Genomic DNA, 19,510 nt, shown 5'->3' on the forward strand with positions numbered 1-19,510 from the left:
ATGCGAATAATGGGTTTAGATGTCGGTTCCAAAACAGTGGGAGTAGCTATTAGTGATGCCCTAGGTTGGACAGCGCAGGGTATTGAAACAATAAAAATTGACGAAGCAAATCTGGAATTTGGTTTAGATCGTATTGATCAACTAGTCAAAGAGCATAATGTGACAGAATTTGTTGTTGGTTTACCAAAAAATATGAACAATAGTATAGGTCCACGTGCTGAAGCATCGGAAAAATATGCTAAAATGTTAACCGAAAAATTTCATTTCCCTGTTTCAATGTGGGATGAAAGATTGACAACTATGGCTGCAGAACGTATGTTAATAGATGCAGATGTTAGTCGTAAAAAACGGAAGCAAGTGATTGACAAGATGGCTGCAGTAATGATTTTACAAGGCTATCTAGATAGAAAAAATAGATGAGGTGACGTCAAATGGACCACGGACAAGAAAATATTACAGTTGTAGACGAAAATGGAAATGAACAACTTTGTAACGTACTATTCACTTTTGAATCAGAAGAATTTGAAAAGTCATATGTTCTTTATTATCCAATCGGTGCTGAAGAAGATGAAAATGAAGAGATAGAAATTCATGCTTCTTCTTTCAGCCCTAACGAAAATGGAGAAGATGGTGAATTACTACCAATCGAAACCGACGCTGAGTGGGAAATGATCGAAGAAATGTTGAATACATTTTTAGATGCGGAAGAAGAAGAGGAAGAAGAATAATTAATAAAAAAAAGGATGGAAAGAGGTCACCTCATTCCTCCTTTTTCTTTTGTATGCCCCTCAAATATATGAGTGCCTTGCGCTTTTCTTGATATCTTGTATAATAAAATGGAATTAAAGGGGGGGAACCCGTGGGAAATGAATCAAAAAAAGAAATTATGTTTGATCGAATGATAAAAAAGAAAAAAGAAGTAAAACTTGTTAGACGAATCGTATTAACTATCTTTTTATTCCTGCTGATTGTTGTAGGAACTAGTGGTTTTTTTGGGTATAAGTATGTGAAAAGTTCTTTAGAGCCTTTAGATCCAAAATCTGAAGATATCATTAGCGTTCAAATTCCAATTGGTTCAGGTCTTGACTCAATATCCACAACCCTTGAAAAATACGGAATTATTAAGAACGCAAAGATCTTTAAATACTATGCTAAATTTAAAAATGAATCGGACTTCCAAGCCGGAGATTACAATTTAACAAAATCTATGACTTTAGATGAAATTATTAAGAGTTTGAAAACTGGTAAAGTATACCGTAAACCAGTATTCACTATGACTGTTCCAGAGGGATTAACTTTAGAACAAATTGGAGCAGTAGTCGAAAAGAAAACGAGCTACACTGCAGATGAATTTTTTGCCCTTGTTACAAATAACGATTTTGTTGATCAAATGATGATCAAATATCCAAATTTGTTAACAGAAGAAATTAAAGGGCCAAATGTTCGGTATGCATTAGAAGGTTACTTATTTCCGGCAACATATCCATTTTATGAAGAAAAACCTTCTTTAGAAGAAATTGTAGAAACAATGTTATCGAATACAGATAAAACAATGTCTACATATTCTGAAATTCTTCAGACAGAAGATAAATCTGTACATTGGTTACTAACGTTTGCATCTTTATTAGAGGAAGAAGCAACTGCTCGGACGGATAGGGCTTTGATTGCAAGTGTGTTCTACAATCGTTTGCAAGCTAAAATGCCTTTACAGACAGATCCAACCGTTTTGTATGCACTTGGAAGTCATAAAGAACGAGTTCTCTTTGAAGACTTAGAAGTGGACAATCCATATAATACTTATAAAAACCAAGGTTTGCCTCCTGGCCCAATTGCTAATGCTGGGAAATCGTCAATCGAAGCGGTGTTAGATCCTTCTAAGACAAATTATTTGTATTTCCTTGCTGATAAAGAAGGAGAAAATCACTTTTCAAAGACGTATGAAGAACATCTTAAAAACGTAGACAAATATCTAAAATAATTAGTAGCAGGAGAAGGAATAATTTTAAATTCCATCTCCTGCTATGTTATGACTTATTATGGTTTTAACTTTAAATATCTTGCGTCTAAGATTACGTAGGGACGTCATTGATCTATTAAAAAAGGGGTAACAGTTATGGAAGTAAAGGAAGATTATTTAAAGAAACTTATAAAACCTCGTTCGGATCTATTTATTGAAATGGAACAGTACGCAAAGAATCACCATGTTCCTATTATGCAATTATCAGGTATGGAATCATTAATTCATTTACTTTCATTGCAAAAGCCAAGATCGATATTAGAACTAGGCACTGCCATCGGATATTCTTCTATGCGGATTGCATCTAAACTAGAAAATACTAGTATTGTTACAATTGAAAGAGATAAAGAAAAAGTAGAAGTTGCTAACAAATTTATTGAACGAGCGAATTTGCAAAAACGTATTCAAGTGATTGAGGGAGATGCTCTAGAAGTTTCCGATGACTTGTTTCAGAATATGCACTTTGATGCTATCTTTATTGACGCAGCAAAGGGACAGTATAAAAAGTTTTTCGAAAAGTACGCACCATTATTAAATGATGGAGGCGTTATTTATTGTGATAATTTATTGTTAAATGGGTTATCTGAACTTCCCATGACTGAGGTACCTCGAAGGAAAAGAACTATGGTACGAAACCAACATCAATTTACAGAATGGTTGTTAAATCATCCTGACTATGACACAGCATTTCTACCAGTTGGAGATGGCATGTTAATCAGTATTAAGAGGTGAAAAAAATGAAAAAGACGGAACTTTTAGTTACACCTTCTAGTATCAATCATATGAAAGAATTAATTGATGCAGGAGCAGATGCATTTTTAGTAGGTGAGCAGTTTTTTGGATTGCGTCTAGCAGGAGAATTTTCTATAGAAGATATTGAAGTTGCAACAAAATTAACTAAAGCGCATAATAAAAAAATATATGTAGCTATGAATGCACTTTTTCATAATGACAAAGTAGATCAACTGGCTCCCTATATGAAAAAAATGCAAGAATTTGGTGTTGATGCAATTGTTTTTGGGGATCCTTCCGTTATTATTGCGAGAAGGGAAGCGGAAGTGACAATTCCTCTTCACTGGAATACAGAACAAACTGCGACCAATTATTTTACCGCAAACTACTGGGGACAACGTGGTGCAACAAGAGCGGTTCTTGCTAGAGAATTAAGTTTAGAAGAAATAATTGAAATTAAGGAAAATGCAGAAGTACAAATCGAAGTTCAGGTCCATGGAATGACATGTATTTTTCAATCGAAGCGTGCTTTACTCGGAAATTATTTCTTATTTCAAGATAAAGCGATGGAAATAGAAAATCGATCCAACAATAAAAATATGTTTTTGCATGATAAAGAGCGCTCGAACAAGTATCCCATTTATGAAGATCAAAATGGCACTCATATCTTCAGTCCAAACGATATGTGCATGATTGATGAATTAGATGAGCTTTTAGATGCTGAAATTGATAGTTTAAAAATTGATGGAATTTTACATAACCCGGCATATGTTACTACAATTACGAGTTATTATCGTCAAGCAATCGATGCTTATTATGTTTCCCATTCAGCTTACAAAGAAATAAAAAAAGAACTCTACAAGAAAATTGAACAAATGCAACCCCCATTAAGACCACTTGATACTGGCTTTTTCTTTAAAGAAACAGTGTATTAAGATGGGTGGGAAATGCTAGGAAACTCGACAATAACTGAATAAAAGATTAACTTTCTTGTCAGTTAAGAAAGGGAAGGTACCGTGTGACAACAAAAATAGATAAAATAAGTGAGCTAATTGGTGGCAAACGAGTGATTACCAAAAAGCCAGAACTATTAGCTCCAGCTGGGAATTTAGAAAAGTTGAAAATTGCTGTCCATTATGGTGCAGATGCTGTTTTTATTGGTGGGCAAGAATTTGGTCTTCGATCGAATGCAGGAAATTTTTCAATTGATGAAATGCGATTGGGAGTGGAATTTGCTAATCGGTATGGAGCAAAAATTTATGTGACGACTAATATATTTGCCCATAATGAAAATATGGATGGCTTGGAGGAATATTTACAAGCTATTGAGTCAGCAGGAGTTACTGGCATCATTGTTGCGGATCCTTTAATAATTGAAACTTGTCGAAACTCTGCTCCAAAATTGGAAATTCATTTGAGTACACAACAATCCTTATCTAATTGGAAAGCTGTTCAATATTGGAAAGAAGAGGGTTTACATCGTGTTGTGTTAGCACGGGAGACAAGTGGCGATGAAATACAATTAATGAAAGAGAAAGTGGATATTGAAATTGAAACATTTATACACGGGGCAATGTGCATTGCTTACAGTGGTAGATGTACACTTTCTAATCATATGACTGCTCGTGATTCTAATCGAGGTGGTTGCTGTCAATCATGTCGTTGGGATTATGATTTGTATGAGGAGCAAAACGGAGAGGAACAAGCATTATTTGAAGAGAATGACGTTCCATTTGCAATGAGTCCAAAAGATTTAAAGCTAGTTGAATCCATACCGAGAATGATTGAACTTGGTATTGATTCACTCAAAATCGAGGGCCGCATGAAATCTATTCACTATATTGCGACAGTCGTAAGTGTTTATCGTAAAGTAATAGATGTATACTGTGCAGATCCTGAAAACTTTCAAATGCGAAAAGAATGGTTAGAAGAGCTTGAAAAATGCGCTAATCGTGAAACGGATACGGCATTTTTTGAAGGAGAACCAGGTGTCGAACAACAAATGTATGGGGTACATGATAAAAAACTAGGATTTGATTTTGTAGGTCTTGTCCTGGATTATAATGATGAAACCCAAATAGTTACTTTACAGCAACGTAATTTCTTTAAACCTGGCGATGAAGTAGAATTTTTTGGACCAGAAATAGAAAATGTGCGTTTAATAATGGGAGAAATAATGAACAAAAAAGGACAAGTGCTGGATGCAGCAAGACATCCTTTAGAAATAATACAATTCAAATGTCCGGTGAAATTGTATCCAAATAATATGATGAGAAAAGGGATGAAATAATGTCTAATAGAACCCCTCTTATTATTGGGATTACTGGTGGTTCAGGTTCTGGTAAAACGAGTGTAACTAACGCAATAAGTGAAGTATTTAAAAACCATTCTGTAGTTGTAATTGAGCAAGATTATTATTATAAAGATCAAAGTCATTTAAAATTTGAAGAGCGATTAAACACAAACTATGATCATCCTCTTGCTTTTGATAATGACTTACTTATAGAGCACATTCATAATTTGTTAAATAATAAAGCAGTCGATAAGCCCGTATATGATTACGCACAACATACTCGTTCGACGGAAACAATTAGAATTGAGCCGCAAGATGTAATAATTTTAGAAGGAATTTTAGTTTTAGAAGATGAGCGACTTCGAAATCTAATGGATATAAAATTATTTGTAGATACTGATTCTGATTTACGTATTATTCGCCGTATTTTGCGTGATATCAATGAACGAGGACGCACGGTGGACTCAGTTGTTGAACAGTATATTAATGTCGTTCGTCCGATGCATAATCAATTTATTGAACCTACCAAGCGATATGCAGATGTTATAATCCCTGAAGGTGGGCAAAATGAGGTTGCAATAGATTTAATGGTTACAAAAATAAAAACTATTCTTGAAACTGATGTTATTGTATAATATGATGATTGTGGATTGACAATTATTTCATGAAATTCATATCATTATAAATCTTAGCATATGAATGTTACATGAAAAGGTTTTAAGTGTGTATTTAAAGGAGTGTATGGGAGTGTCAACAGAGAAACAATATCCAATGACCGTTGCTGGTAAAAAGAAGTTAGAAGATGAATTAGAACTTTTAAAAACGGTTAAACGTAAAGAAGTAGTGGAACGTATTAAAATTGCAAGAAGCTTTGGCGATCTATCGGAGAACTCTGAGTACGATTCTGCTAAAGAAGATCAAGCTTTTGTAGAAGGTAGAATTTCTACAATCGAATCAATGATTAGAAATGCTGTAATTATTGAAGAAGAAGAAAATAATGATGTAGTTTCATTAGGAAAAACGGTAACATTTATTGAAATTCCTGATGGAGACGAAGAATCTTATACAATTGTTGGTTCAGCTGAAGCAGACCCTCTAGAGGGACTTATATCAAATGATTCACCTATTGCAAAAGGTTTACTTGGAAAATCTACGGGAGATAAAGTAAAGATAACAACTCCTGGTGGAGAAATGGATGTTCAAATTATTTCAATATCTTAAATTTGAGAAGTAGTAAATGTACTTGTTAGGAAACATACTGATGAGAGCGTTTTCATTAGTTGCTTTTCGCTTTCATATTTAGATATTATTTACTATCTAAAAGTTAAATTTAAAGTTTATCTCAGACTGTAGACAAACTCAATAAAAATTGAGTTTGTCTACAGTCATTTTTTTGAAGATTATGAAAGCTCGTCGCAGAAAAGATTTTGCTCCTGCGAATATGCTTTGTCGTCGAAAAAATGAACTGGCACTTTCTTTTTCTAATCCACAAGTGTAGTTGATGTTTTGTCCAAAGCACTCTGGAAATACTAGAGACAAGATGCACTTAAAGGACGCTTATGTTTTTCTTATGAAACAATTTAAACCTACTTTTCGTCTAATAAAATATACAGATTCTTTAAGGGGGAAAACTATGGCAAATTATAATCAAAGACCAAATTCTAGATTAAACAAAAAAAATCGTAAGAAAAAAGGGAATACTATCATAAATATTCTAATAGGAGTAGTTTTACTTTTAATTATTATAGTAGTTGTAAATATAGTAACGGATAAAGGTCCGGAAACAGCCAATGTAGAAAACAAAACAACAAATAATGAAGAAGTAAAGTCAGAAGAAGTTGATTCTAATACTTCATCAAACGAAGAAAAAGTCACTAATACAGTTGAAGAGAGTGCTGAAGAAAAGGAAGTGGCCAAGGAAGATCAAATAACTTCTGACTCAGAAACTACTACAAATCAAGAAAACTCACAAGTTATTAATGAACAATCTGATAACCCCAATGTGGAAGAAACTACAATCGATCCTAATTGGAAGCCAATAGGTACAACCCAGACAGGTGAGCATGTTTCTAACTATGATAGTCAATCTGTTGACTGGGCTGAAAAAATTCAAGCACTATCTTATGGAACTGGACTGGATTCTGAAAATATGTATGTCAAGTTTTTAGGTAATGGAGGAAGCCCACAGAAATCAGTTGGTACAGTTACATCTAAAGATGGTAAAGAAATTTACCGAGTTCAATTAGAGTGGATAGAAGGACAAGGATGGAAACCTACGAAAAAAGAAAAACTAAAATCACTAGATGGCGCCTCTTGACGAAAGAGGCGTCTTTGATTTATTTTAGAAGGAGTGCTTTTTTCATGATTCAGCACTATTTAAGTGATGCGCTATGCCGCAAATATTAAAAGCACTAAGACTGGATGAATGCATTCAGGTATGTCATTTTGGGGTAATACCTTCTGAATTAGTTTATAGTATAATTTGATTGTCGCAGACTTTGAAAGTGTATATTTTAAAATCTGGACGTAGTTACACAGGAGCGTAAGTGTGATGAAAGGTGGAAGCAATATGAAAATTGCAGTTATTGGAGCTATGGAACAGGAAGTAGAATTGTTAAGAGAAGAAATCGAAAATGCTGAAACAACTATTATTGCAAATAGTGAATTTACAGTTGGTACATATAAAAAACATGAAGTCATCTTATTGAAAAGTGGTATTGGAAAAGTAAACGCTGCGATGACAACAACAATATTATTAAATGAATTTAAACCGGATTTTGTGATCAATACTGGTTCTGCAGGTGGGTATGATCCAACTTTAGAAGTTGGAGCTATTGTTATCTCTGATGAAGTTCGTCATCATGATGTGGATGTTACCGCTTTTGGGTACGAAATAGGTCAAGTACCATTGCTCCCGGCAGCTTTTAAAGCGAATAACAAATTAATGAAACTTGCTGAAGAGGCAGTGTTAGAAATAGGGGGACATCAATCAGCAACGGGTTTAATTGCTACTGGAGATATTTTTATGCATAACCCCGAGAAGGTGGAAGAAGTTCGTAATAATTTTCCTCAAATGAAAGCATGTGAAATGGAAGCAGCAGCAGTAGCACAAGTTTGTCATCAATTTGATGTGCCTTTTGTAGTAATCCGAGCTTTATCTGATATTGCGGGAAAAGAGTCTTCTATTAGTTTTGATGAGTTTTTACCTGTTGCTGCAAAACATTCAACTGAAATCGTTTTGAACGTTTTAGAAAAAATTTAATCACAAAGAAAAGTTTAGTCGAAAAGAAGATTAACTTATTAAAGTTTTTGTCATGTATGTTCATACTTATGTTATGATGGAATTATATTATCGCTTTCATTATAATTTATAGGAGGGATATTGTGATTTTTATCATGGCAATGTCTATTTTGATTACTGCAGTATTAGCTTTTATTATGATAGCAGAAACTAGCGAAGATTAATTCTCTAAGCTCTTTTGGTGTTAACATCAAAAGAGTTTTTTTCATGTATATAGGATTGATATAGTTTTACGAGAGCACGCTTCTCTATTCTAGAGACATAACTTCTTGAAATTTTTAATTGTTTCGATATCTCTTTTTGAGTCATTGGTTGATATCCTAAGAGACCGTAACGACGTACAATTATTTCTAGTTCACGCTTTTCTAAACTGGATAAATGCTTATATAATCTATTCATATCTTCTTGATCAACTAATTGTTCATCAGTACTTTTTTCAATTCCTTGTAGTAAGTCGGTAATTTCTAAAGAATGTCCATCTTTATCAGTTCCAATCGGTTCATGTAAAGAGACGTCTTTTTGAACTTTTTTTAATGATCTTAAATACATAAGTATTTCATTTTCAATGCATCTAGCTGCATATGTAGCTAGTTTTGTTTTTTTTGTTGGTGTATAACTATTTACAGCTTTCATCAACCCAATAGTTCCTATTGATATATAATCATCAAGAAGCTCATGTTTAGGATGAAATTTTTTAACTACATGTGCTACTAATCTCATATTTCTTTCTATAAGTTCATCTCTTGCTGTCAAATCACCTGCCAGAAACCGATCGATCATCACTTTCTCTTCTTCAGGTGTTAAAGGCTGATGGAATGCCTGACCTTTCAAATATCCGAGAACAAGCGGAAGTTCTGAGATCATGCTCATAAAAGCAGTAAAGATACCAGAGATTGTGTCCACCTCCATCTATTTATACTTTATTGTATGTCGAATATTGAGGGAATAGAACGTATGAGCACGTCCGAGAGCATATAAGAAGTAGGAAAAATCAAAGTTTGTTGGAAAAAAGAAAATGAAAAAAACGACTGAAGGTACAGTCGTTTAGATAGAAAAAATATTTTAGACTTTTCGGAGTGTAAACGTGCTTATCATTAAGAATGCCAGTAAAATAAACAAGAACATATAAGATACTGATGGGACGTAATTGATAGCAAAATAAGAAAGTGTTAATATAACGCCAGATACAGTAATTGGAAGTCCTGTGAAATACCCATTAGGTTCTGAGATATTAAATCGAGCAAGTCTAAAACCGCCACAAGCAATATAAATAACAGTGATAATCATTCCAGCGACACTAAAGTCTTTTAATACTAACGCATATAAAAGTAATGCAGGAGCAACTCCAAATGAGATAATGTCGCTCATGGAATCGAGTTGTTTACCCAATTCAGATTCCAATTGAAATTTCCTAGCAACCATACCATCAAATCGATCTAGTAAACCAGCTACAAATATAAATAATACACTATATGTGTAATGACCATTCATTGTTGCCATAATTGCTGCTCCACCAAAAGCGAGATTAGCAATTGTAATCATGTTAGCTGCTTGTGATTTCAATTTTTTTACGGTATTTGTCATAACGTTTTGTAAATACATTGCAAATCACTCCTTTACAAATATTATCTTTGTTCATTATACTTCGGTTAAGAAAAAATTGTAAGTCATTTTTCATAGGGAGATTAAAATGAGAGAAAAATTATACCAATCAATGATTGAATTAACGAACGGAAAGTGGTCTTCATATGTCATCAAAGGATTTGCACAATCCAAATGGAGTAAAAAGATTATACCATCATATATAAAATATTTTAATATAACGATTCAAGAACTATCGAAGGATATTAAGGAATTTTCTACATTGCATGAATTCTTTGTTCGAAATGTAAATCCAGAATCTAGACCTATTGAGAAATTAGAGAGTGCTATTGTAAGTCCAGTAGATGCAAAAGTAGAAAAGTTTGGTGATATATCAGTTGACGGAGTCTTTCTAGTAAAAGGAAAATCTTATACTTTACGTGATATGCTAGGATCTGAAAAACTAGCAAATGAGTATGTAAATGGTAAGTATATTGTTTTATATCTTAGTCCCGCCGAATATCATCGTATCCATGCACCTTCAGACGGCAAGGTCCTTCGACAATACATACTTGGAAGTAAATCATATCCAGTAAATAAATGGGGTCTTCAATATGGAAAAAACACTATTAGTGGTAATTATCGTTTACTTACCGAAATAGAAATGCCTAATATGAAGAATTGTTTTTTCATAAAAGTAGGAGCTATGTTTGTTAATTCCATTGAGCTTACAAATACATCAAAAGAATGGTCAAAAGGCGAGGAAGTGGGTTACTTTTCGTTTGGTTCAACAGTAGTTATGCTTTTTTCAGAGGAAAGCATAGAATTTAGTTCCTCTATTAAAGAAGGACAGTTTATCCGAATGGGTGAGTTAGTAGCAAATATGCTATAATCGTTAGGAAAAGTGCAAGTGTATCGAGATTTGACAGAACGTCGTAAAATAATATACTTTTTTACTCTTAAATAAAAGTGCCGAATTGGAGTGTTAGTCGTTGTATCAATTTTTTATACCTAGTGAATTTGTGAGGAGTGTCTTTCACATTACACCTGAACTTTTAAAAGAAAAAGGCATAAAAGGAATTATTACGGACTTAGATAATACATTAGTTGAATGGGATCGTCCTGATGCGACCCCTAAACTAATTGAATGGTTTGCAAGCATGAAAGCTGCAGGCATTCAAATAATTATTGTTTCTAATAATAAGGAAATGCGAGTCCAGTCGTTTGCAGATCCCCTTGGAATTCCTTTTATTTATAAAGCGAGAAAACCTTTGGGAAAAGCATTTAGACATGCATTGAAACTTATGTCCGTAAAAAAGGATGAAGTAGTAGTTATCGGTGATCAACTTTTAACCGATGTATTTGGTGGAAACAGACAAAAACTACATACAATTCTGGTAATTCCAGTTGCAAAATCGGATGGATTTATTACGAAATTTAACCGTCTAGTTGAACGGAGAATTTTTCGTTATTTGGATAAAAAAGGGCAAGTTACATGGGAGGAAGAAGAGTGACAGAAGCACCAAAGTGTATCGGTTGCGGTACAACAATTCAAACAGAAAATATAGGAGATCCTGGTTATGCACCAGTATCGTCCCTAGAAAAAGATTTTATCATTTGCCAACGTTGTTTTAGACTAAAAAATTATAATGAATTACAGCCGGTTTCTTTAACGGATGATGACTTTTTACGTATATTAAATGGGTTAGGAAAGCAAAAAGGATTAATCGTTAAAATTGTAGATATTTTCGATTTTAATGGAAGTTGGCTACCAGGATTACACCGTTTTGTTGGTAACAATCCAATTCTTTTAATCGCAAATAAAGCAGATTTACTTCCAAAATCAGTGAAAAAGAATAAAGTGATTAACTGGATGAAGCAGGAAGCGAAAAAATTAGGTCTTTCTCCAATTGACGTACTTTTTGTAAGTGCTCATAAAGGAACAGGAATGCCGGAAGCTATAGAAGCAATCGAACATTATCGAAAAGGAGAAAATGTTTATGTTGTTGGTTGTACAAATGTTGGAAAGTCAACGTTTATCAATCGAATTATTAAACATGCTACTGGCGAGGACGCAGTTATTACAACTTCTCATTTCCCAGGTACAACCCTTGATATGATTGAAATTCCTTTAGATGATACGAAAGCGTTATTTGATACACCTGGCATTATTAATCACCATCAAATGGCTCATTTCTTAGATCCGTCTGAACTCAAATTCATAACACCAAAAAAAGAAATAAAGCCAAAAGTGTTCCAATTAAATAGTGAACAAACGCTATTCTTAGGTGGTTTATCTCGTTTCGATTTCATTAAAGGGAAGAGATCTGCATTTACTTGTCATATTGCAAATGATATTCCAATACATCGAACGAAACTAGAAAACGCGGATAACTTATATAAAGAGCATAAAGGAAAGTTATTATCTCCACCTTCAGAACAATTTGTGGATTTACTGCCTCCTTTAGTACGACATGAATTTAAGATAAAGAATCCGAAAACAGACATTGTATTTTCTGGTCTTGGTTGGATTACTGTTCAGCATGGAGATGTAATAATTGCTGCGCATGCGCCAGCCGGAGTGGAAGTTTCTATTCGTCCGTCGCTAATTTAGGAGGGGTTATTTATGAAAAAATGGTTTGCGGTTATTGGTAATCCCATCACTCATTCCTTATCTCCCTACATGCATGAAACTTGGCTTCAAGAAAATAATATTGATGCTAGCTATATTCCAGTCCATGTAGAGAAAGATAATTTAAAAGAAGCAGTAGAAGCTCTCAAGCTTTTGGGGTGCAGTGGTTGGAATGTTACGGTTCCTTATAAAAATGAAATAATTCCTTTCTTAGACGAGATAGACATTTCTGCACAAGGCATTGGCGCAGTAAATACTGTTGTGAAAACGGAAGATAATCGATTTATTGGGTATAATACGGATGGATTGGGTTTTATTCAATCCCTAGGACCAATTTATACTGACCATCAAATTCTTTTCGTTGGAGCTGGAGGAGCCGCAAGAGGAATTGCACATGCATTAAAGCAATCTGGATTTACGAATATATCTTTTGCTAATCGCACACATGCAAATGCGGAAAGATTAGTGAATGATATACAGATTGGACATGCTATTTCCTTGGAAGATGCTGAAAATCGATTGAATGCTTTTGATATTATTATTCAAACGACCCCTCAAGGGATGAAAAATCAAGAAAACACCTTACCAATTAAACTAAATAATATAAAAGAGCATGCAATTGTTGCAGATATTGTATATAATCCTTTAGTTACCCCTTTTTTAGAGGAAGCAGGTAAATATAATGTTCGAACAGTAAATGGATTAGGAATGCTTGTTCATCAAGGAGCGATCGCTTTTTCTTATTGGAACGGAATAACCCCAAATACAGATAAAATGATGGCACAATTAACGGAGCAATTAGGAGGAAGTTATGTTAACAGGTAAACAAAAAAGATTTTTGCGCAGTGAAGCGCATCATTTATCACCAATTTTTCAAGTTGGTAAAGGTGGAGTAAATGATGCAATGATTAAACAAATCGGCGAAGCACTTGAAGTTCGTGAACTGATTAAAATTAGTATTTTACAAAACTGTGAAGACGAAAAGCATGATGTAGCAGAAGCGCTTGCAAAAGGTACTAAAGCAGAACTAGTGCAATTAATCGGCTTAACGGTAGTATTATATAAACCATCGAAAAATAATAAAAGAATCGAGCTTCCTAAAGCGAGTCGTGCATGAGTAAAAAAGTAGGGATTTTAGGTGGAACCTTTAATCCACCACATATTGGTCATTTAATTATTGCGAACGAAGTGTTATATGCACTAGATTTGGATGAATTGAGATTTATGCCAAATGCTACTCCGCCTCACAAAAAAAAGGACGAGCACGTTACAAAGACCCAAAGGCTAAAAATGGTCGAACTAGCAATAAAAGATGTAGAAAAGATGGTTGTTGAAACGATTGAATTGGATCGTGGAGGTACATCCTATACATTTGACACGATGGAATTGTTACAAGCGAGAGAGCCGAATTCAACATTTTATTTTATAATTGGTGGAGATCAGGTCGAATATTTGCCCAATTGGTATCGAATAGATGAGCTTATTAAAAAAGTACAAATTATTGGAATTCCTAGACCAAATACTTCGCTTGAAACTGCATATCCTATTATTAAATTGGAGATCCCTCAAATCGAATTATCTTCAACGCTTGTGCGAAATCGACTAGAGAATGGAATAACAACGAAGTTTCTTATTCCTGAGTTAGTTAGAGATTTCATTCATAAGGAGAAGTTATATGAAATACGATAATCTTCTAGAACAAATAAAAGACCGTATGCCACTTAAACGATTCGAGCATACAAAAGGTGTAGCAACAACAGCTATTCATTTAGCAGAGAAATATGGAGAAGACCAAGATAAGGCAGAAATTGCTGGAATCCTACATGATGTTGTGAAATTTGCAGATTATGAATGGCTTAAGCAAATGATTATTTCCGAACAATTAGACCCACTCCTTTTATCATTCCATCATGAGTTGTGGCATGGTCCCGTTGGAAGTGTAGTTGCCAAAAACGAGTTTCATTTCGATGACGAGGACATCCTTCAAGCCATTCGATTTCATACAACTGGAAGAGCGGGGATGTCCAATTTAGAGAAGATTATTTATATTTCAGATATGATAGAACCGAGTCGTAGCTTTCCAGGGATAGATGTGTTAAGAGAGAAAGCGGAATTAGACTTAGATGAAGCAATGATTAGTTGCGTAACACATAGCATTACATTTTTGATTGAAAAAAAACAACCGGTATTTCCGGACTCATTTCATTGTTATAATGATTTGATACAAAAGAGAGGAAAAGTGAAGGAATGAATTCTTCAACATTATTAGAAATAGCTTATAAAGCAGCTGACGATAAACGTGCAGACGATATTGTCGTACTAAATATGCAAGGTGTATCGCTACTTGCGGATTATTTTTTAATCTGTCATGCAAGTTCAGATCGACAAGTGCAAGCCATTGCTAAAGAACTTTCAGAACAAGCAAGTATTGCTGGGTATAATGTGAAACGATTAGAAGGTTTTGATGAGGCAAGATGGATTTTAGTTGATATGGGAGACGTTGTTGCACATATCTTCCATAAAGACGAGCGTTCTTATTATAACTTAGAACGCCTTTGGGGAGATGCACCAATGATCGAAGTCGGACTAGATGCATAATGGCTATGTACGACCAGTTTGCGTTTATATATGATCGATTGATGTCGGATATACCCTATACAAAATACGCAGAATGGGTGCAAAAAAAAGCACCCACTTCTGCGGGAAATAAATTAGTTGATATTGGATGCGGTACGGGCGTATTAAGCGTGCAATTTGCAAAGGCTGGTTATGAAGTTATTGGTGTTGATTTATCCGAAGCTATGCTAACAGTTGCCCAAAATCGCAGCACGGAAAACCATTTATCCATTTCGTATATTTGCCAATCAATGGCGGAAATGGATGGAATTCAGGGAATGGATATAGCAGTTATTGCTATTGATTCATTAAATTACCTTGAAACAATTCAAGAGGTAGAACAAACCTTTCAACATGTTTTTCATTCTCTAGTTGAAGGTGGTCATTTATTTTTTGACGTACACTCACTTTATAAAATGGATGAAATATTTCCGAATGGTCCATTTACATATGAAGATGATCAGGTTGCATATATTTGGAATACTGAGATAGGGGAAGAAAGACATTCAATTTATCATGACATTTCTTTTTTTGTAAAGGATGAGAGTGGTTATTATGAACGTTTTGAAGAGTCTCACTATCAGAGATCATTTCCATTAGAATCGTATGAAAATCTTTTAAAAAAGATAGGTTTCACTTCCGTATCGGTTTCTACTTCTATTTTTGAGGAACAGTCAGAAAAAGAAGTGGAGAGAATATTTGTCCACGCAAGAAAATAGTCCTTTCATTTAAGAGGTAAATTTAGTATAGTTGCTTTAACTCCATATGATTTACCTCTTCTCTAGAGAGGGTGATATTTCTGGTTTATTCATTTTTTCAGAAATACAAGAAAAAACTGTTGCTCCCAACGACAGTTACTTTGGGTGTTATTATCTTCATTTATCAATCCCAATTCAATTCAGCCAATCCCACGGCTGATGCAATACAACCAATCCCATTCCAAGAAACAATTCAAGAACAAGTTATCTCAACTGAATATGAAGAGGACCATATCCTATTTGTCGAAGTCAAAGGTGCAGTAATGAAACCAGGAGTATATGAACTTTCTTTAGGAGACCGTGTCCTAAAAGCTATTGAACTTGCAGGAGGCTATTTGCCAATAAGCGACAGTAAAACTATTAATCATGCTCAAAAAGTTGAGGATGAGATGGTTATTTACGTACCTATAGAAGGGGAGGAAGTAGAACAGCTTCAAGGTTCTCTAACAGAGAATTCCAGCCTAGTGAATATAAATATAGCAGATGCAGGCCTACTCACAACTTTACCAGGTATTGGACCCGCAAAAGCAGAGGCGATTATTGCTTATCGAAATGATGAGGGTTTATTTAAAGAAACCCACGATCTTATGAAGGTTACTGGAATAGGTAAAAAAACTTACGACAAACTAGAATCTCTAATTACTGTGAAATAATAATGTGTTATTGCGTTTGATTGGTCAAGCTACTAAACTAAGAGGAGTATTAGTTATGGAGGTAGTTATATGGAGCGTATTACATGGGACCAATTTTTCATGGCACAAAGCCATTTACTTGCGTTAAGAAGCACTTGTACTCGATTAGCTGTTGGTGCAACAATAGTTCGTGATCGTCGAATCATGGCTGGGGGGTACAACGGATCTATTTCAGGAGGAGACCATTGTATCGATCATGGTTGTTATGTAGTTGATAATCATTGTGTACGTACGATTCATGCGGAGATGAACGCTCTTTTACAATGTGCAAAGTATGGTATTACAGTTAGTGGCGCGGATTTATATGTCACACATTTTCCATGTTTACCTTGTACAAAATCGATTATTCAAGCAGGAATATCTCGACTTTACTATGCACAAAATTATAAAAATAACGAATATGCCATGAAGTTATTAAGTCAAGCAAATGTTGAGATTATACAAGTGCCTTTTGACGAACGTAAAATTGACTTTTTAAGTGACGAAAAAGTTGCCCTTTACACGGAGTTAATTTCAAAACTTCGAGAGAAAGGAGCAAGTAAAGAAGAGTTGGCGCCATATGAAACGAAGGTGACAGAATTATTCGGTCTATAGTTTTAAAAGGAAACTTAATATATCTAGCCATAACAATAGTCATTGCTGCAATCGCAGCTTATGAGTCTGTAAGAGTATTGCTATTAATGGTATTAGTCTGTACTTGGTTAATCTATAAGAGAAAGCATAATATATTTATCTTAATTACCATTTTGATTGCTTTTTTTTCCTATTTATATTTCAATAAAACAATTCCTCGTCCATCTCAAGCAATTAGTGTATCTGAAATTACATGGACTGACGATTACAGAATAAATGGGAGTTTTGTTCGAGGGTTCGCAATTGGTAATGATCATAATAAATGGTACGTACAACTAAAAATACAAACAGAAAAAGACAAAAATGATTTCATTAACGTATCCCTGGCTGGAAAGAATTTTCAAGTAACTGCTTATGAAGTCATTAAAGGGCCATTGTCCCATAAATTCGCTTTTAATATGGAGGATTATATAAAAAGTAATGGAGCAGTTGGACAAGTAGAGGTTGAAAGCTACCAATATACAGGAGAAGGCCGAAGTTTTAAAAGTTATATGGCAGAGAAAAGATTTGAGTTAAAGAGACATATTCAAACAAGTTTCCCATTGTCCTTACAATCTGAAGCTGAAGCATTATTAATAGGCAGTCGTGAACAAATGCCTTCAGATCTGCAAAAAGCATATCAAACATTAGGAATAACTCATCTTTTTGCAATTTCAGGGCTTCATGTGGGCTTAGTAGCATTTCTACTATATGAAATACTTATTCGTATTGGAATAAGAAGGGAAACAGCAAATTGGTTGTTAATTATTGCACTTCCTCTTTATGCATTATTAGCAGGGGGTGCACCTTCAGTTTGGAGATCTGTGTCAGTAACAGAATTAGTTTTAGTGAGTATGCTAATAAAAAATAGAATCGCTATAGATGATGCTTTTTCTTTAAGTGTTATTGGTTTTGTTTGTTTAAGTCCCTGGGTTATCTATCAGATTGGTTTTCAATTATCGTATTTAGCTGCATTTTCATTAATTTATTCGTCTGTATTTTTAATTAATAATAGTAATACCTCTTATTTAAAACAATCACTTATTATTACTTCAGTGTGTCAACTCATAGTCTATCCTATTTTAATCTTTCAGTTTTATGAAGTTTCCATTTCTTCTTTCCTCGCTAATTTAATTTTTGTACCAATATTCTCATTCATTGTACTACCTATTAATATTCTACTTCTTCTATTTACTTTTATATCAACTCCAGTAAGTGATTTATTATTTTCTCTGTATGAGCCTCTTCGAAATTTGCTTGGAGAGATAATAACATATTTAGGTAATCTGCCTTTTCAATTATGGAATCCTATGAAGCCTTCTTTTTCAGTCATTCTTCTTGCCTATTTTGGCGTGATAATATTTTTTATATCTTTGGAGAGAAGAAAAAACGTCTTGTTTAGTTCTATATTATTTATTTTCCCCGTGGTAATGATGCAGATTTCACCTTATCTAGATGGATCAACTAGAATTACTTTTCTAAATGTTGGCCAAGGAGACTGTACGATTATTGAAATGCCATATCGAAAAGAAGTTCTCATGATTGATACAGGAGGATTATTAAGATTTGAACAAGAAAAGTGGAAAGAAACAAGAGAATTATATGAAGTAGGTAGACAAGTTGTTGTTCCGTTTTTAAAAGGAAAAGGAATATCAAAAATTGACACATTAGTTATCACTCATGCGGATGCAGACCATATGGAAGGTGCCGAAGAAGTGCTAGAACAAATAAGAGTACGAGAGGTTCATATTTCCCCGAATTCTCATAAAAAAGAAGTAATGAGAGATTTAATGAAAGAAATAGAGAGACAAAAAATTCTATTATTCGAAAAAAAAGAAGGGGATCAAATAGCTTCAAACTACTTTCATTTAAATTACATTAATCCAGTAGACTTGGAATACGAAGGTAATAATGATTCACTTGTCTTATCTATGCGGAATGCTTTTTTCCATGGACTATTTACAGGAGACTTGGAGAAAGAAGGGGAAGAGGAACTGGTTCGAAAGTATTCAAATGAACTTCAACTAATTACATTATTAAAAATAGGTCATCATGGTAGTAAAACCTCGAGTTTACAATCTTTTTTAGAACTTACTCGCCCTAAAATTTCGGTTATTTCTGCTGGATTTAATAATCGTTATGGTCATCCACATCCAGAAGTTATAGCACGTTTAAATGCATTAAAACTCCCTTTTTTACAAACAGGTATAGATGGAACGATTGAAGTGGAAATTACCAAAAAAGGAGATATATTTGTAACAACTCCTTAATAAAAA

Annotated in this window: 24 protein-coding genes; 22 read left to right on the top strand and 2 right to left on the bottom strand. The window is 34.2% G+C overall.

Annotation, left to right across the window (positions count from 1 at the left end; all coding sequences use genetic code 11):
- The 10 genes from ruvX (at position 1) to mtnN (ending at position 8,304) form a co-directional block, all read left to right on the top strand.
- Positions 1-420, top strand: a complete 420-nt coding sequence (ruvX, locus tag ACFVR1_RS10860) for a Holliday junction resolvase RuvX (protein ID WP_387583963.1) — start codon at positions 1-3, stop codon at positions 418-420.
- A gap of 11 nt (positions 421-431) precedes the next feature.
- Positions 432-728, top strand: coding sequence for a DUF1292 domain-containing protein (locus ACFVR1_RS10865; protein ID WP_387583965.1), 297 nt, complete (start codon positions 432-434; stop codon positions 726-728).
- A 131-nt stretch (positions 729-859) separates the two neighbouring features.
- A complete protein-coding gene (gene mltG / locus ACFVR1_RS10870) occupies positions 860-1,978 on the top strand; it encodes an endolytic transglycosylase MltG (RefSeq protein WP_387583967.1) in 1,119 nt (372 codons plus the stop codon).
- Positions 1,979-2,113: 135 nt separating this feature from the next.
- A complete protein-coding gene (locus tag ACFVR1_RS10875) occupies positions 2,114-2,749 on the top strand; it encodes an O-methyltransferase (RefSeq protein ID WP_387583968.1) in 636 nt (211 codons plus the stop codon).
- A gap of 5 nt (positions 2,750-2,754) precedes the next feature.
- Positions 2,755-3,684, top strand: a complete 930-nt coding sequence (locus tag ACFVR1_RS10880; protein ID WP_387583970.1) for a peptidase U32 family protein — start codon at positions 2,755-2,757, stop codon at positions 3,682-3,684.
- 83 nt (positions 3,685-3,767) lie between these two features.
- Positions 3,768-5,039: a peptidase U32 family protein gene (locus ACFVR1_RS10885; RefSeq protein WP_387583972.1), complete on the top strand. Its 1,272-nt coding sequence runs from the start codon at positions 3,768-3,770 to the stop codon at positions 5,037-5,039.
- Positions 5,039-5,677, top strand: a complete 639-nt coding sequence (gene udk, locus ACFVR1_RS10890) for a uridine kinase (RefSeq protein WP_387583974.1) — start codon at positions 5,039-5,041, stop codon at positions 5,675-5,677. Before ACFVR1_RS10885 ends, udk begins: the two co-directional genes overlap by 1 nt.
- Before the next feature lie 112 nt (positions 5,678-5,789).
- A complete protein-coding gene (gene greA, locus ACFVR1_RS10895; protein WP_387583976.1) occupies positions 5,790-6,263 on the top strand; it encodes a transcription elongation factor GreA in 474 nt (157 codons plus the stop codon).
- A gap of 412 nt (positions 6,264-6,675) precedes the next feature.
- Positions 6,676-7,359, top strand: a complete 684-nt coding sequence (locus ACFVR1_RS10900) for a YrrS family protein (protein WP_387583977.1) — start codon at positions 6,676-6,678, stop codon at positions 7,357-7,359.
- 252 nt (positions 7,360-7,611) lie between these two features.
- Complete coding sequence (mtnN, locus tag ACFVR1_RS10905) at positions 7,612-8,304, top strand: 5'-methylthioadenosine/S-adenosylhomocysteine nucleosidase (protein WP_387583978.1); 693 nt, start codon at positions 7,612-7,614, stop codon at positions 8,302-8,304.
- A gap of 207 nt (positions 8,305-8,511) precedes the next feature.
- On the opposite strand, the gene sigK is transcribed toward mtnN, so the two are convergent.
- A complete protein-coding gene (gene sigK, locus ACFVR1_RS10910) occupies positions 8,512-9,237 on the bottom strand; it encodes an RNA polymerase sporulation sigma factor SigK (protein WP_387584310.1) in 726 nt (241 codons plus the stop codon).
- 168 nt (positions 9,238-9,405) lie between these two features.
- Positions 9,406-9,945: a CDP-diacylglycerol--serine O-phosphatidyltransferase gene (gene pssA, locus ACFVR1_RS10915; RefSeq protein WP_387583980.1), complete on the bottom strand. Its 540-nt coding sequence runs from the start codon at positions 9,943-9,945 to the stop codon at positions 9,406-9,408.
- Positions 9,946-10,033: 88 nt separating this feature from the next.
- Here pssA and ACFVR1_RS10920 point away from each other — a divergent pair, with 88 nt between their 5' ends.
- The 12 genes from ACFVR1_RS10920 (at position 10,034) to ACFVR1_RS10975 (ending at position 19,504) form a co-directional block, all read left to right on the top strand.
- Positions 10,034-10,816, top strand: a complete 783-nt coding sequence (locus ACFVR1_RS10920; RefSeq protein ID WP_387583981.1) for a phosphatidylserine decarboxylase — start codon at positions 10,034-10,036, stop codon at positions 10,814-10,816.
- Positions 10,817-10,916: 100 nt separating this feature from the next.
- The gene (locus ACFVR1_RS10925) at positions 10,917-11,438 is read left to right on the top strand and encodes a YqeG family HAD IIIA-type phosphatase (protein WP_387583982.1); all 522 of its coding nucleotides are present in this window, start codon (positions 10,917-10,919) and stop codon (positions 11,436-11,438) included.
- Positions 11,435-12,538 (top strand): ribosome biogenesis GTPase YqeH, encoded by a 1,104-nt coding sequence (gene yqeH / locus ACFVR1_RS10930; protein ID WP_387583983.1) that lies wholly within the window; start codon positions 11,435-11,437, stop codon positions 12,536-12,538. Before ACFVR1_RS10925 ends, yqeH begins: the two co-directional genes overlap by 4 nt.
- A 12-nt stretch (positions 12,539-12,550) precedes the next feature.
- Entirely contained in the window at positions 12,551-13,381 is an 831-nt protein-coding gene (gene aroE / locus ACFVR1_RS10935; RefSeq protein WP_387583985.1) for a shikimate dehydrogenase, read from the top strand.
- Entirely contained in the window at positions 13,368-13,673 is a 306-nt protein-coding gene (gene yhbY, locus ACFVR1_RS10940) for a ribosome assembly RNA-binding protein YhbY (protein ID WP_387583986.1), read from the top strand. Before aroE ends, yhbY begins: the two co-directional genes overlap by 14 nt.
- Complete coding sequence (locus ACFVR1_RS10945) at positions 13,670-14,245, top strand: nicotinate-nucleotide adenylyltransferase (RefSeq protein WP_387583988.1); 576 nt, start codon at positions 13,670-13,672, stop codon at positions 14,243-14,245. Before yhbY ends, ACFVR1_RS10945 begins: the two co-directional genes overlap by 4 nt.
- Positions 14,232-14,807: a bis(5'-nucleosyl)-tetraphosphatase (symmetrical) YqeK gene (gene yqeK / locus ACFVR1_RS10950; protein WP_387583989.1), complete on the top strand. Its 576-nt coding sequence runs from the start codon at positions 14,232-14,234 to the stop codon at positions 14,805-14,807. The genes ACFVR1_RS10945 and yqeK overlap by 14 nt, the downstream gene beginning before the upstream one ends.
- The gene (rsfS, locus tag ACFVR1_RS10955) at positions 14,804-15,154 is read left to right on the top strand and encodes a ribosome silencing factor (RefSeq protein ID WP_387583991.1); all 351 of its coding nucleotides are present in this window, start codon (positions 14,804-14,806) and stop codon (positions 15,152-15,154) included. The genes yqeK and rsfS overlap by 4 nt, the downstream gene beginning before the upstream one ends.
- Positions 15,154-15,891: a class I SAM-dependent DNA methyltransferase gene (locus tag ACFVR1_RS10960; protein WP_387583992.1), complete on the top strand. Its 738-nt coding sequence runs from the start codon at positions 15,154-15,156 to the stop codon at positions 15,889-15,891. The genes rsfS and ACFVR1_RS10960 overlap by 1 nt, the downstream gene beginning before the upstream one ends.
- Positions 15,892-16,010: 119 nt before the next feature.
- Positions 16,011-16,583, top strand: coding sequence for a helix-hairpin-helix domain-containing protein (locus tag ACFVR1_RS10965; protein WP_387583993.1), 573 nt, complete (start codon positions 16,011-16,013; stop codon positions 16,581-16,583).
- A gap of 69 nt (positions 16,584-16,652) precedes the next feature.
- Entirely contained in the window at positions 16,653-17,216 is a 564-nt protein-coding gene (locus ACFVR1_RS10970; protein ID WP_387583994.1) for a ComE operon protein 2, read from the top strand.
- 86 nt (positions 17,217-17,302) lie between these two features.
- The gene (locus tag ACFVR1_RS10975; RefSeq protein WP_387583995.1) at positions 17,303-19,504 is read left to right on the top strand and encodes a DNA internalization-related competence protein ComEC/Rec2; all 2,202 of its coding nucleotides are present in this window, start codon (positions 17,303-17,305) and stop codon (positions 19,502-19,504) included.
- Positions 19,505-19,510: the final 6 nt, after the last annotated feature.

It is taken from the genome of Psychrobacillus sp. NPDC058041 (assembly GCF_042885655.1).
Classification (GTDB): domain Bacteria; phylum Bacillota; class Bacilli; order Bacillales_A; family Planococcaceae; genus Psychrobacillus.